This is a genomic window from Aeromonas sp. R10-1, from assembly GCF_040908465.1.
In the GTDB taxonomy this organism is placed as follows: domain Bacteria; phylum Pseudomonadota; class Gammaproteobacteria; order Enterobacterales; family Aeromonadaceae; genus Aeromonas; species Aeromonas caviae.
Genome location: NZ_JBFODT010000024.1, coordinates 339,500 through 353,206, shown reverse-complemented (window position 1 = coordinate 353,206; position 13,707 = coordinate 339,500). Strand labels below are relative to the sequence as shown.

Here is a 13,707-nt window from a genome sequence, read left to right as displayed (position 1 = left end):
CATGTCGCCTTTGCGCCGCGGTGCAAGGCAAACTGTGCCACTCAGTTGCTCTATGATGGTGCAAGCGCACTTGATTGGTGCGTTCCATCCACATCCCCCCCTGGAGCCCACCCCGAAGAAACACGCCGTATCGCCCCCGGATTTCCCCCATGACAAGCATCATCCATGCTGAAAAGCGGCATCGTATCGACATGATCTGCCGAAAAACCGGGCTGTGAAGGGGATACCACGAGGCCTTTCTCGGTGACTCGGGTAAACATGCTGCGCCACTGTGGTGACCGATCACTGAAGTGGTGCATTCGACCTGCATATTGCGCATTTATCGGAATTTAAATCCGATTATTTATGGTATCGCGGACTCTTGTTTTGATTGGCGCTCTTTTTGCTGTGCCTTGTCATCCCCATGATGGCGAGATCAGGGGGCGGGGGACGCAAGATTGGGGGTGGGGAGGGCAAGGTGAACGGGTCGCCGCCATCAGCCCCAATGCGGCCTGGTTGTCGGGCAACGGATGCCACCATCAAATCGGATCTAAGGAGTCATATGGAAGGTGAAATGACCATGCAGCCAGCGGCCGCGGGCAGGGGGCTGGCCCATACCCTCAAGGACGATGTCTACGGCATGGTGCTCGGGGTCATGTTTATCGCCGTGGGGCTCAATCTGCTCAAGTGTTCCGGCATGATCACCGGCGGCATCGCGGGCATCGCCCTGCTGATCGCCCATGTCAGCACCCTGCCCATCGGCGTGCTCTTCTTCCTGGTGAACCTGCCCTTCATGGTGTTCTGCTACGTCACCATGGGGCGCGCCTTCACCCTCAAGACGCTGATCGTCAACGTCGCCCTCTCGGCGGCCACCCAGGCGGTGCCGCTGCTGCTGACGGTGAGCTATGTCCATCCCCTGTTTGCCGCCCTGGTGGGGGGAACCTTCCTCGGCATGGGGGTCTTGTCTCTGGCGCGCCACAATGCCTCCGTGGGGGGCACCGGCGTGGTGACGCTCTGGCTACAACGGCGCACCGGCATCAATGCGGGAAAGAGCCAGATGGTGCTGGATGTGCTGGTGTTTGCGCTCTCTCTGCTCACCCTGCCGCTTCCCCTGCTGCTCTGGTCAACCCTGAGTGCGCTGGCCATGAACGCCATGCTGATGAACTGGCACAAGCCGGGCCGCTATCAGGGGAACTGACCGCCGGTCTGGCTGACGGCTGTGAGGGGAAAAAAGGCCGTTCCGGGAGACTGGCAGCAGAAAGGGGCTCAACGGCAAAAAAGATCATCTTGTCGGGAAAAACGGCATGGTTACGGCTGAATTTATTGGTTTTTTGCCCTGTTGGTGGCGTTAAATCGGGCTACGCCATAAAAAATTCAAAAAACTTCTTTACCACTGCCCAATGCATGAGTAAAATTTGTCGGCAATATTTTACACCCCCACTCCTCAACGGTGAGATATTGCCATGCTCAGGATTGCCAAAGAAGCGCTGACCTTCGACGATGTACTGTTGGTTCCAGCCCACTCCACTGTTCTCCCCAATACCGCCGACCTGCGTACCAAGCTCACGTCTGCGATCACGCTGAATATCCCGATGATCTCCGCTGCCATGGACACAGTGACCGAAGCCCGTCTGGCTATCGCACTGGCCCAGGAAGGCGGTATCGGCTTCATTCACAAGAACATGTCCATCGAGCAGCAGGCTGCCGAAGTGCGCAAGGTCAAGAAGTACGAGAGCGGCGTGGTCAGCGACCCCGTTACCGTGCGCCCTGACATGACCATCGCCCAGATCAAGGAGCTGAGTCACAAGAACGGTTTCGCCGGTTACCCCGTGGTGACTGACGGCAACCAGCTGGTGGGCATCATCACCGGCCGTGACGTGCGCTTCGTCATCGATCTCTCCCAGACCGTCGAACAGATCATGACCCAGAAAGATCGTCTGGTGACCGTGCGTGAAGGGGCCCCTCGTGAAGAGGTGGTGGCCCTGATGCAAAAGCACCGCATCGAGAAGGTGCTGGTGGTCAACGGCGACTTCAAGCTCAAGGGCATGATCACCGTGAAGGACTTCCAGAAAGCCGAGCGCAAGCCCAACGCGTGCAAAGACGAGCGTGGCCGTCTGCGGGTCGGTGCCGCCGTCGGTGCCGGTGCAGGCAACGAAGAGCGCGTCGCCGCCCTGGTGGAAGCCGGTGTGGACGTGCTGCTGATTGACTCCTCCCACGGCCACTCCCAGGGCGTGCTGGATCGCATCAAGGCGACCCGTGAAGCCTATCCTGACCTGCAAATCATCGGCGGCAACGTCGCCACCGCCGCTGGCGCCAAGGCGCTGGTGGAAGCGGGTGTCAACGCCGTCAAGGTCGGTATCGGCCCGGGCTCCATCTGTACTACCCGTATCGTGACCGGCGTGGGCGTGCCCCAGATCACCGCCATCTCCGACGCCGTCGACGCTCTGGAAGGCACCGGCGTGCCGGTGATTGCCGATGGCGGCATCCGCTTCTCCGGTGACGTGGCCAAGGCCATCGCCGCGGGCGCAAGCTGCGTCATGGTGGGCTCCATGTTTGCCGGTACCGAAGAGGCGCCGGGCGAGATCGAGCTCTATCAGGGCCGCTCCTTCAAGTCCTACCGCGGCATGGGCTCTCTGGGTGCCATGTCCAAGGGCTCCAGCGACCGTTACTTCCAGACCGACAACGCCGCCGACAAGCTGGTGCCGGAAGGGATCGAAGGGCGCGTGCCGTACAAGGGCCGCCTCAAAGAGATCATCCACCAGCAGATGGGCGGCCTGCGCTCCTCCATGGGTCTGACCGGCAGCGCGACCATCGACGACATGCGCACCAAGGCCGAGTTTGTGCGCATCTCGGGCGCCGGGATGAAAGAGTCCCACGTTCACGACGTGACCATTACCAAAGAAGCCCCCAACTACCGGATGGGCTGATGAAACGGGGCTCTGCGCCCCGTTTTTCCACCCTTTTTTTATCCCGTGCTTTTTGTGACAACATCAGCCTGATGCAGGAATAAAATGACTAAAGACATTCACGCCCACCGTATCCTTATCCTGGATTTCGGTTCCCAGTACACCCAGCTCATCGCCCGTCGCGTCCGTGAAATCGGCGTCTACTGCGAGCTGTGGGCCTGGGATGTAACCGAAGAGCAGATCCGCGAGTTCAACCCGAGCGGCATCATCCTCTCCGGCGGCCCGGAATCCGTGACCGAGGCGGGCAGCCCGCGCGCCCCCGAGTACGTGTTCAACGCCGGTGTGCCGGTGTTCGGCATCTGCTACGGCATGCAGACCATGTCCGAGCAGCTCGGCGGCAAGGTGCAGTCCTCCAACCTGCGTGAATTCGGCTACGCCCAGGTCGAAGTGCTGGGCCAGTCCGGCAAGACCAGCGCTCTCTTGCGCAACATCGAAGACGCCATTGCCGACAACGGCAATGCCCTGCTGGATGTCTGGATGAGCCACGGCGACAAGGTCACCGAGATCCCCGCCGGCTTCACCACCATCGCCCAGACCGCGACCTGCCCCCATGCCGCCATGGCCGACGAGGCCAAGCGCTTCTACGGCGTGCAGTTCCACCCGGAAGTGACCCACACCCGTCAGGGTGCCCGTATGCTGGAGCACTTCGTCAAAGACATCTGCGGCTGCGAATGCCTCTGGACCCCGGCCACCATCATCGATGACGCCGTCGCCCGCATTCGCGAGCAGGTGGGTGACGACGAGGTGATCCTGGGCCTCTCCGGCGGCGTGGACTCCTCCGTGGTCGCCATGCTGGTGCACCGCGCCATCGGCGATCGCCTGACCTGCGTCTTCGTCGACAACGGCCTGCTGCGCCTGAACGAAGGCCAGCAGGTGATGGACATGTTCGGCGATCACTTCGGCCTGAACATCATCAAGGTCGATGCCGAAGAGCGCTTCCTCTCCGCCCTCGCGGGGATCGACGAGCCGGAAGCCAAGCGCAAGACCATCGGCCGCGTCTTCGTCGACGTGTTCGACGACGAGTCCAAGAAGCTCAAGAACGCCAAGTGGCTGGCCCAGGGCACCATCTACCCGGACGTCATCGAATCAGCTGCCAGCAAGACCGGCAAGGCCCACGTCATCAAGTCCCACCACAACGTCGGCGGCCTGCCGGAAGAGATGAAGATGGGTCTGGTGGAGCCGCTGCGCGAGCTGTTCAAGGACGAAGTGCGCCGTGTCGGCCTCGAACTCGGCCTGCCCTACGACATGCTCTACCGTCACCCCTTCCCGGGTCCGGGTCTGGGCGTGCGGGTGCTTGGCGAAGTGAAGAAAGAGTACTGCGACTTGCTGCGCAAGGCTGACGCCATCTTCATCGAAGAGCTGCGCAAGGCTGACCTCTACAACCAGGTCAGCCAGGCGTTCGCCGTCTTCCTGCCGGTGCGCTCCGTCGGCGTCATGGGTGATGGCCGCAAGTACGACTGGGTCATTGCGCTTCGCGCCGTCGAGACCATCGACTTCATGACCGCCCACTGGGCCCACCTGCCGTACGACTTCCTCGGCCACGTGTCGAACCGCATCATCAACGAGATCAACGGCATCTCCCGCGTGGTGTACGACGTCTCCGGCAAGCCGCCCGCAACCATTGAGTGGGAATAAAAGGCGTGGGAATAAGCGGCTAACGCCTCTCCCTGCGATCACGCAAAACTGTCAAAAAGGCGCCCTTGAGGCGCCTTTTCTTTTTCCAATCGTTTGCGAGAAAATTTTGCTCCTGGCGAAGGGGATAGAGGCCCTGTTGCCAACGTTGTCGTGGTGAGTGCCCGAGTCGATCGGAAGAGCGCCATCCATCGCATCCACACAAGGCGGCAGGCTGTGGTTTCTCCGGGCAGGGGAGCATGCCCTGTCCGTCAGGAACTGCGCGGGCAATTGGAGCCGGATACCCGCCGTTTCGATACTCCATCTTGATGCAAGAGGGTGATGCGAGCGGCTGATACGCCCCCCCCAAGACGGGGTCATTTCTTGATCTGGCTTGGGAAATGCCCACCTTCCGCTTTTTCTTGTCGCTCTCACTCGCTAGGATAGCCGTCTGGGTATGGCCTCTTTGGAGTCACCTATGAGTCAAGCCAGAGCAACAGTGCAGGTCAAAGGCAGCAAACTGGAGGCTGCCGGGCGGTAGCTTGGCTGCTATTCAGGAATGGCACGGGCACGCAGAACGCCTGTGGGGGGCGTAGTGAATTAAAGTGGATAGTACCAACAGGACTCTTCTGTGCGGATGTTGTATTGATGCAAGCGCATCACACTTCAGGCCTGTTCATGAAGGCGGAGTTATGCGGGAGTCTGTTATTGGCTTAGTACCGTCTCCTATCTAATCGCTGTAGGGCTTCTTAACCTATGCGCACTTCAGCCAGCCGTTGGAGCAACAAAAATTGTTTTTTTCCATTAACATAACGGAGAAGTCATGGAGCATTTTGCAATTGGTATTGTTTCAGTGGCGTTCGCGGTACTATTTCCTGCCATGTATTACATCAATTTTCAGGTCCGCCGTTTAGGCGCTTGGTCAAAGCGTGAGCAAGGCCCTAAGGATCGCATAGGCTTCTTTCTACTCATTGGCACAATTTTGGGGTTTATCATTGGTTGCTTCACTCAGCCGCTTTGGAATAAAGGTATCGAGTGCAAAGCTGCCGGTCAGCCTGTTGTGTCATGTGTCTTCGTTCTAAAGTGAGAATACAAGTATCGATCTGTGGTTTCGGAACATCCTTCAGAGGTCCAACTCGGTAGTTAACATGGGCTCTGTGCGATCAAGCAATGTAGCGCTGGTTACCTATACATTAGAGGTTTTAGGAGATTTCTATGGCTGAAAATTTACCTTATAGCAATTCTGTTGGCACTTTAGAAAAAATGTTAGAGAAAATTAAGTCAGCATCTGTTCCTGAGAGATTTACGCAAGACTTTGTTAATACGAAACTAGCTATGAAAGGTGGGTCGGCGAATGCCTGTATTCCTATTTTAAAAAAGATGGGGTTGGTAAATAGTGATGGAACCCCAGCAGACTTATATAAGGAATTTAGGAACCCTAAAAAATCACGGCATGCAGTAGGAAAAGCATTCAGACGACTCTATGAACGCCTTTATGAAATGAATGAGTATATTCATGACTCGGAAGATTCCGATGTGCTTGGATTGATAGTTGAATGCACTGGCGGAGAGAAAAACTCAACGGTGACAAAACAAACATTAGCCACCTTTAATATGTTAAGAAAACATGCTGACTTTGAAGGGGAAGATAATGAAAATGACGTTGAGTCTACGGTAAATAACATTCAGCCGTCAATTGAAAAAGCGTTGATTGATGTGCAGTCAAACCCCCAGCGCTCACATTCTCAGAGCCGTGGAATTAATCTCTCATACACCATAAACCTAAACTTGCCTGCTACCAAAGATATTGAAGTTTTTAATGCAATTTTTAAAAGCTTAAAGCAACACTTACTGGATCAGTGATATGGCATTTGAAGATAAAGTTAAGTCTTTCGGCATGACTAACATGTTGATTGAAGCTGATTTGGAGCAAATCGAGAAGAGGTTTAATGTTGTTTTAAATGAAAAAATAAAAAATCAAAAAACAGAAACAACAGAAATAGAAATTTCATACTTTCCTCAATTCGAGGAGAACTTAAGAAAAGAGGCTGGTGAAATGGCCAGGAATTATGAGCTATTTTATTGTCTTGAAAAAACAATCCGAAAACAAATATCGGAAATGCTTGAGTCATACCATGGAGATAAATGGTGGCATGATAAAGTAATACCTCAGCATATAATTGGTGAGGTGAAAAAGAGAATTCTTCGTGAAAGAGAATCTGGTATAACACCCAGATCGTCCGATGAGCTCGACTATACAAATTTTGGTGAGCTTGGTGAAATAATAAAAGCTAACTGGGGTGTTTTTGCTAGTGTATTTAATAACATAAAGGCAGTGGAGAAAATAATGTTCAACTTAAATACATTACGAAATCCAATTGCTCATTGTAGTTTTTTAGCTGAAGATGAAACGCTTAGGCTAGAACTTAGTTTACGCGATTGGTTTCGATTGGCAGAATAAATTTTATGGCAAAAACCAGGTGCGATATTTCTATGCAACCTTACAAGTAAAAGTTAGATTGTTTTAGAAAAAATTGTTTTAGAAAAATAAGAACACTTCACTCCTATGAGCGACAGCACGGTTGGTCATCATACCCCGTTGCAGAGTCAGCAAAGGGGGGCTATCACCGCTTCACATCTTTTATTGAACCACCGTTTAATCCCTGTACAGCTTCCTGAGCAGTCTGGTGGTTTGTTATCTCATGGCCAAGACGGTCCTGTTTTCCGCATAACGGGCAGGTGCTCACTCATACCTCGCCGCTTCCCAGGCGTGTATCGCCTGTTTGCGGGTCTCGCCCCAGTGATAGCCGCCGAGTTTGCCGTTTTGCTGGATGACTCTGTGGCAGGGGATCATCAAGGCGACGGGGTTGGCGCCCACCGCCAGCCCCACGGCGCGGGCAGCCTTGGGGTTGCCGACGGCGCTTGCCACCTGGGCGTAGCTCACCACCTTGGCGGGCGGGATCGCGAGTAGCGCCCGCCAGACGCTGATCTGAAAGTTGGTGCCGCTCACGTGCAAGGAGATGGGGCGATCCGGCGCCTTGCTGCCATCGAACATGGTGTGGATGACGCTTTGGGTGCGTGATGGCGCCTCCCTCAGTTCTGCTTCGGGCCAGCTGTGGGCGAGGGCGGTCAGCGGCGCCTCTGGGGCTTGGTCATCGAGAAACGAGAAGTTGCACACCCCTCGCGGGGTCAGGGCGACGAACGCCTGGCCGAAGGGGGTGTCGTGCACCCCGTGATCGATCACCAGCCCGGCCCCGCGCTGCTTGTACTCCCCCGGCGTCACCGCTTCGAGCTGCACGAAGTGATCATAGAGCCGCGAGCCGCTGCTCAGGCCCAGGGTATCGGCCACCTCCAGCAGCGGGCGCGACTCCTGCAGCAGCGCCTTGGCCCGCTCCAGAGTCAACACTTGTAGATAGCGTTTGGGCGTCACCCCGGCCCAGCGGCTGAAGAGCCGCTGGAAGTGAAAGGGGCTTAGGTGAACGTGCGCCGCTATCTCGTCCAGGGTGGGCTGGCGCGCCACCTGGCTTGCGATAAAACGGATGGCATCGGCGATGCGGGCGTAATCAGACATAGGGCGCTCTCACGATAGGTTGGCAGCCGCAGGATCTTGGGTGCGACAAGGTCATGTGCGACAAATAGATACCCCACCATCGGCCAGCAGGGCAATGCCGGTGGTAAAGCTGGATGCATCGGAGGCGAGATAAAGTGCCGAGCGGGCGATCTCCTCCGGTTGGGCCAGCCGTTTGAGGGCGTGGAGTTGTTGCACAAAGGCGAGACTCTCCGGTGTATCGGTAAAGGCCCGCCCCATGGGGGTGTCGGTGCCCCCCGGCAGCAGGGCGTTGACCCGCACCCCTTGTGCCCCATATTCGGCGGCCAGCACCTGGGTCAGACCGATGAGGCCCGCCTTGCTCGCGGCATAGGCCGCCATGCCGGGCAACCCCAGGGTATGGCCGACGAAGGTGGAGGTAAAGATAAGGGAGCCGCCCCCGCGTGCCTGCATGGCGGGGATCTGGTACTTGGCCCCCACAAAGGCACTGGTGAGGTTGGTATCCAGGGTCTCTTGCCACTGCGCCAGTTCAAGCCCCGGCACGCTGCCCGGTGTCCCCGTGGTGCCGGCGTTGTTGAAGGCGATATCGAGTCCGCCGAAACGGGTCAGCGCAAGATCCACCAGGGCGCGGGCATAGGTTTCGCTTTTCACATCCCCCGCCAGGCTCACCGCCTGGCCCCCCTCATGGCGGATCTCCTCCACCAGCGCATCCAGCTCGGGCTGGCGGCGGGCACCCAGGACGACGCTGGCCCCCTCCCTTGCAAACAGGATGGCGCTGGCGCGACCGATACCGGAGCTGGCTCCCGTGATGATGGCGACCTTGTTGGACAGTAATGACATGGCAGTTCCCTCGCGAGATGTGCATGGCGCCAGGTGGCGACGCTCATGCAGGGTTGGCAGACAAGTGGATGGGTTCAACCCCCTCCTGGTTCAAACCTCCTTTGGTTCAACCCCCTCCTGGTTCAAAGCTTTGGGGGGGTTGAAAGCACTGTTGGTTTGAAAGCACTATGGCGGCGAACCTTTGTCACGACGACCCGGATCTTGCTCACTTGTCCCATCGGCGATGGCTCATCAAGGCATCAGGAGATATCAGCGTTTTTTAAAGGGAGTGGGAAGGAAGTGGGAAGGGAGCGGGGCTGTGGCGCCGCTTTCCCAGGTGGTGGTGACCTGGGTTTGCAAGGGCTGGGCATGGAAAACAGTGCCACCGGTGTCGGCGGCACTGACGCAAGGCCTGATGGGATAACGCTCTTTTAGGGGTTATCAGGCCAGGGCGGGGCTGGATGTGGCGGCGCAGGGCAGGGCGGCCAACTGTGCAAGGTGCTCGCCCAGGGAGACACCGGCGCCGGTGGCGTTGACCGTCTCGAAGTAGTCGTGCCAGCCCGATGCGGCTATTCCCTGGACGAGGGCATCGATGGCTGCGGCATCCGGCCCGCGCCAGATGGCGAAGAAGGGGTGGGGCGCGCCATGGAGGGTGGCAGCATCGGTCTCGCCCAGGGCGATGGGCTCCACCCCGAGGGCGGCGAGGTTGGCCATGCCTGTGCCAATGGCCTCGAAGAACTGCTGACGAGCCGTCTGGCTCAATGCCTGCCAGGCGGGAGTGGGGGTGTAGAGCTCTGCCAGATAGTGGGTCATAGGGGTTCCTTCGGGAGTTGGCCCTTGCGCAAGGTGCGCAAGGCGCGTTGACAAATCCGGGTTGTCGCGGGACTGGGGCTTTCGCGAGACCAGCGCGCGCAGAGGTCAGTGACCCACTGTGGCCTGTCTTTGCTCGCATCGTTCAGCCAGTTGGCAACGGAGTCCTGCACATAGGGGGCGGGATCGGCCTTGAGGGGCTCGAGCAGCATCAGGGCTTGCTCCGGCGCTTGTCGCAGGGACGCAAGATGGGTACACCAGACGCCGCGGGGCCGGGTCGCTTCGCTTGCAAAGCGTCGCAGTCGCTCGGACGGCTCCGCCGTCCAGGGCACCAGGGCGGCAATGGCCACCTCGAGCTGCGCAGCAATGGTCGTTCGCATTGCGAGCCAGGCCCACTCGCGCACCCCAAAGTGCGGGTCATCGGCGAGGGGGCGAATGAGGGCCAGGCGGTCGCTGAGCGACAGCCCCTCGCTCGCGCCCACCATGAAACAGGCCCAGCCCCGCACGGTATCGGAGGGATGACGGCTGAGCGCCGCAAGATCCCTCGTGCCGCTCTCGGTCAGGAGCAGCCTGGCGGCCAGCGCCATGCGCCGGGTAATGCCCTCCCCGGATGCGGCGTGCATCGATGCCAGCGCCTGGGGCCCGAGCGAAGGCAGGGTGCACTGCATCAGGGCGGCAAAATCCACCGCCAGGCATTCGGTCAGGTTGCTTGCCTCAGCCTCTCCCCGGTTGAGCTGGGCGAGGCGTGAGGGGGCGATATCCGTGATGCGGCTGCGTGTCATGGGTGCTCCTCTGTGGCGGCCTCAGTGCAGCCTGTCCGGGATGAGAGGACATTGAGCCAGGCCCGCTTGAGCAGGGCGCTCAGGGTCTCTCGCTCTGCCTGATCGAACCCGGCAAACAGGGAGCCTATCCACTGGCTGTGCTCATCGAGCAGGTGTTGCGCCAGGGCCTGGCCCTGCTCTGTCAGGCGCACCGAGATCTTTCGCCTGTCCTGGCTGTCGCTGTGGCGACCCAACAGGCCGTCCCGTTGCAGCCCGTCGAGCAGGCCGGTGATGGTGGCCCGTGTGACCCCCGCCTTGTCGGCAAGCTCGTGGGGAGCCAACCCTTCTGGCAGGTCGCGCAGCAAAAACAGCAGCACGAACTTGCCTTCGGAGAGGCGGTGAGGGGCCAGGCGCGCCGCGCACGCCTGATCGATGGCAGCGGCGAGGGTCAACACCTCAAAGCAGACGCGCATGTTTTGGGTGTCCGCGTGTCCGCGGCGCTCTGCATCCTCGAGCAGGGCGAGGTGTTTCTGTTCCAGCGTGATCATGATGGTGAGTCTCGAATGACTTTGTATGGCGCCATACTATATGGCACCAACCAAATGTTCAACCACCCAAGCGCGCGACCGGAATGGTCCATGGCAACGGGGAGCGGGAGTGTGGCGATGAGGGGCCCTTGCAAGAGCAGGCGTTGCAAGAAAATCGGCCATCTTTGGCCGTCATTCCCTATAATGCCCCTCCTTTGTGGTCTGGGGGGAGTGCCCCGCAGTGAGCCACCGCAAGCCCGAATGTTGATAGAGACGATCCCATGCATACCCTGGAACAGCTTCGCGCAGGCGAACTCTGCGGCGCCCGCCACCTCAAACTTGCTGAAAACCTCGCGGTGTTCCCTCCCGAGATCCTGAGCCTCAAGGAGACCCTGGAGGTGCTGGATCTCACCGGCAACCAGCTGAGCGAGTTGCCTGACGCGCTGGCCGAATGCAAGAAGCTGCGCATCCTCTTCTGCTCCGAGAACAACTTCACCGAACTGCCCGAGGTGCTGGGGCGCTGCCCAGCGCTCACCATGGTGGGCTTCAAGGCCAACCGCATCGCGACCGTCCCGGCCGCCTCCCTGCCCACCAGATTGCGCTGGCTGATCCTGACCGACAATGCCATCGAACGACTGCCGGACGAGCTGGGGCAGTGCGACGCCCTGCAAAAGCTGATGCTCTCGTGCAACCGGCTCGCTGGGCTTCCCGAGACTCTTGCCGGTTGCCACCGTTTGGAGCTTTTGCGCATCGCCGCCAACCGCCTGCCAGCGCTGCCGAGCTGGCTGCCCTCGATGCCGCGTCTGTCCTGGCTGGCCTTTGCGGGCAACCCTTTCTGTGATGAGCAGGTGTGTCTGAACGGCACATCGGAGTTCACTACCGAGATCCTCTGGCAGGCGCTCTCACTGGGGGATGTGCTCGGGGAGGGAGCATCCGGCGTCATCTATCGCGCCGAGTGGGCGAGTGCCGAAGGGCCCGGGGCGGTGGCGGTCAAGCTCTTCAAGGGGGCCGTCACCAGCGACGGCTTGCCCCTGAGCGAGATGACTGCGTCCCTGGCCGCCGGTCGCCATCCAAACCTGGTCGGGGTGATGGGGAGAGTGAGCGATCATCCCTCCGGCATCCCGGCACTGGTGATGCCCCTGATAGACCCCGCCTTCGCTACCCTGGCGGGGCCCCCGAGCCTGGACTCCTGTACCCGGGATGTCTATGGGGAGGATCTGAACTTCACCCCGGCCCAGGTGATGGTCATGGTACAGGGGGTGGCTGCGGCCGCCCGGCACCTGCACGAGCGGGGCATCCTCCACGGCGATCTCTACGCACACAACCTGCTGTACTCCTTGCAGCCCGCGATGCCTCACTCGCCGCAGGAGGCGCCGGGCCGGGTGCTGCTCGGTGACTTTGGTGCCGCCTCCTGTTACGACCGCGCCGATGAGGTGCTGGCCGGGCGGCTGGAGCGCCTGGAAGTGCGGGCCTTTGGCTGCCTGCTGGCCGAGCTGCTGGCGCGCTGTGATGGGGGGGACGCCGACCTCGACCCCCTTCATCGACTGGCCGGGGAGTGTGGCTTTGAAGTGCCTTCCCGGCGACCCACCTTCGCGCAGATCCTGACCCGGCTGGCAGCGATGGCGACAAGCCTGCCTGGGGTCGTGGCCTGAGGCCTGCCCATCGTGGGCTTTCTCGTGCACAGGGGCGGGATCATGGGGCTTGCGCCACTTCGGTGAAGTTGTGATAGTGATGCACCATTGCAGATGACGAGAGGAAGATGATGGAAGCTGCATTTTGGCACCAGAAGTGGAAAGAGAACCGGATTGGCTTTCATCAGGCAGATTTCAACCGCTGGCTGCAATCCTGGTGGTCGGCCCAGCAAGGGAGCGACCCCGTGCTGGTGCCCCTTTGCGGCAAGTCCCGGGACATGCTCTGGCTGCGTGAGCAGGGGCATCCGGTGGATGGCTTCGAGCTCTCCGAGCTCGCCATTACCCAGTTTTTTGACGAGAACAACCTGAGTGCAGAGAGAAGCGAGGTGGGTCCCTATCAGTGCCACCGGCACGAGGATCTGCGCATCTATCAGGGGGACTTCTTCGCCGCTCCGGAGCTTGGTCAGCGTTATCGCCTGGTCTATGACAGGGCGGCCCTCATCGCCTTGCCGGGCGCCATGCGCCGCCAGTATGCCGCCCTGATGAGCCGCCTGGTGGAGGCGGGGGGGCAGGTGTTGCTGGTGACCCTCGAATATCAGCCCGAGCAGCAGCAACAGCCGCCGTTCTCGGTGGGGGAGATGGAGGTGCGCACCCTGTTTGAGCGCGACTTTGGTGTCGAGGTACTGGGCCGGGGGGCGGAGCTGGATCACCCCAGGGTGCTCTCGGGGCAGCTCTCCTATTTCGACGAGGTGGCTTACCGGCTGATCCGCCGGGGCTGAGAGGGCGCGAGGCCGATGCCAAGGAGGGAAGTGGCGCTTGTTTTACCTCCTTTGACATAGATCAACGTGGAAAATCAGGGAAATGCCTAAGATGAGGCTGTTTCTCAATCACTGCTGGTGCCGACCGGTGAGCTCTGGTTTGAACGCCGGTCGAACATCAACCCAGTGTCTGATTTTCACGCTCATGTTCACTTTTGGCGGCTCTGGTCGCAATTGATTATGGTTTTTCCAGCCGACCCCACGGGGTCGGCTTTTTATTGCCTGCGCGTTGCCAACA

At 59.3% G+C, this 13,707-nt stretch carries 13 protein-coding genes; 8 read left to right on the top strand and 5 right to left on the bottom strand.

The annotated features are described in order from the left end of the window. Positions 1-541: 541 nt before the first annotated feature. The 6 genes from AB5Y93_RS13050 (at position 542) to AB5Y93_RS13025 (ending at position 7,017) form a co-directional block, all read left to right on the top strand. Positions 542-1,177, top strand: coding sequence for a YitT family protein (locus AB5Y93_RS13050; RefSeq protein ID WP_010674548.1), 636 nt, complete (start codon positions 542-544; stop codon positions 1,175-1,177). Positions 1,178-1,442: 265 nt separating this feature from the next. After that, positions 1,443-2,906 (top strand): IMP dehydrogenase, encoded by a 1,464-nt coding sequence (gene guaB, locus AB5Y93_RS13045; RefSeq protein WP_010674549.1) that lies wholly within the window; start codon positions 1,443-1,445, stop codon positions 2,904-2,906. A gap of 84 nt (positions 2,907-2,990) precedes the next feature. Then, complete coding sequence (guaA, locus tag AB5Y93_RS13040) at positions 2,991-4,580, top strand: glutamine-hydrolyzing GMP synthase (protein WP_042863789.1); 1,590 nt, start codon at positions 2,991-2,993, stop codon at positions 4,578-4,580. Positions 4,581-5,379: 799 nt separating this feature from the next. Then, the gene (locus AB5Y93_RS13035; RefSeq protein ID WP_319899638.1) at positions 5,380-5,643 is read left to right on the top strand and encodes a hypothetical protein; all 264 of its coding nucleotides are present in this window, start codon (positions 5,380-5,382) and stop codon (positions 5,641-5,643) included. A gap of 128 nt (positions 5,644-5,771) precedes the next feature. After that, positions 5,772-6,419: a DUF5343 domain-containing protein gene (locus AB5Y93_RS13030; RefSeq protein WP_368229545.1), complete on the top strand. Its 648-nt coding sequence runs from the start codon at positions 5,772-5,774 to the stop codon at positions 6,417-6,419. 1 nt (position 6,420) lies between these two features. Then, on the top strand, positions 6,421-7,017 hold the full coding sequence (locus AB5Y93_RS13025; protein ID WP_319899640.1) for a Swt1 family HEPN domain-containing protein: 597 nt from the start codon (positions 6,421-6,423) through the stop codon (positions 7,015-7,017). 282 nt (positions 7,018-7,299) lie between these two features. Here AB5Y93_RS13025 and AB5Y93_RS13020 read toward each other — a convergent pair whose 3' ends face one another. From AB5Y93_RS13020 to AB5Y93_RS13000, 5 genes are all read right to left on the bottom strand, one after another. Then, positions 7,300-8,127: a bifunctional transcriptional activator/DNA repair enzyme AdaA gene (locus AB5Y93_RS13020; RefSeq protein ID WP_368229544.1), complete on the bottom strand. Its 828-nt coding sequence runs from the start codon at positions 8,125-8,127 to the stop codon at positions 7,300-7,302. A 51-nt stretch (positions 8,128-8,178) separates the two neighbouring features. Beyond that, positions 8,179-8,943: an SDR family oxidoreductase gene (locus AB5Y93_RS13015; RefSeq protein ID WP_264786671.1), complete on the bottom strand. Its 765-nt coding sequence runs from the start codon at positions 8,941-8,943 to the stop codon at positions 8,179-8,181. A 420-nt stretch (positions 8,944-9,363) separates the two neighbouring features. Further along, on the bottom strand, positions 9,364-9,735 hold the full coding sequence (locus tag AB5Y93_RS13010; RefSeq protein ID WP_368229542.1) for a DUF6616 family protein: 372 nt from the start codon (positions 9,733-9,735) through the stop codon (positions 9,364-9,366). Continuing rightward, on the bottom strand, positions 9,732-10,514 hold the full coding sequence (locus AB5Y93_RS13005) for a HEAT repeat domain-containing protein (protein ID WP_368229541.1): 783 nt from the start codon (positions 10,512-10,514) through the stop codon (positions 9,732-9,734). Before AB5Y93_RS13005 ends, AB5Y93_RS13010 begins: the two co-directional genes overlap by 4 nt. Then, positions 10,511-11,041, bottom strand: coding sequence for a MarR family winged helix-turn-helix transcriptional regulator (locus AB5Y93_RS13000; RefSeq protein ID WP_368229539.1), 531 nt, complete (start codon positions 11,039-11,041; stop codon positions 10,511-10,513). Before AB5Y93_RS13000 ends, AB5Y93_RS13005 begins: the two co-directional genes overlap by 4 nt. Before the next feature lie 260 nt (positions 11,042-11,301). On the opposite strand from AB5Y93_RS13000, the gene AB5Y93_RS12995 reads away from it, so the two are divergent. Further along, entirely contained in the window at positions 11,302-12,672 is a 1,371-nt protein-coding gene (locus AB5Y93_RS12995; protein ID WP_180907277.1) for a leucine-rich repeat-containing protein kinase family protein, read from the top strand. A gap of 110 nt (positions 12,673-12,782) precedes the next feature. Next, positions 12,783-13,430 (top strand): thiopurine S-methyltransferase, encoded by a 648-nt coding sequence (locus AB5Y93_RS12990; RefSeq protein WP_039039037.1) that lies wholly within the window; start codon positions 12,783-12,785, stop codon positions 13,428-13,430. Positions 13,431-13,707 lie beyond the last annotated feature (277 nt).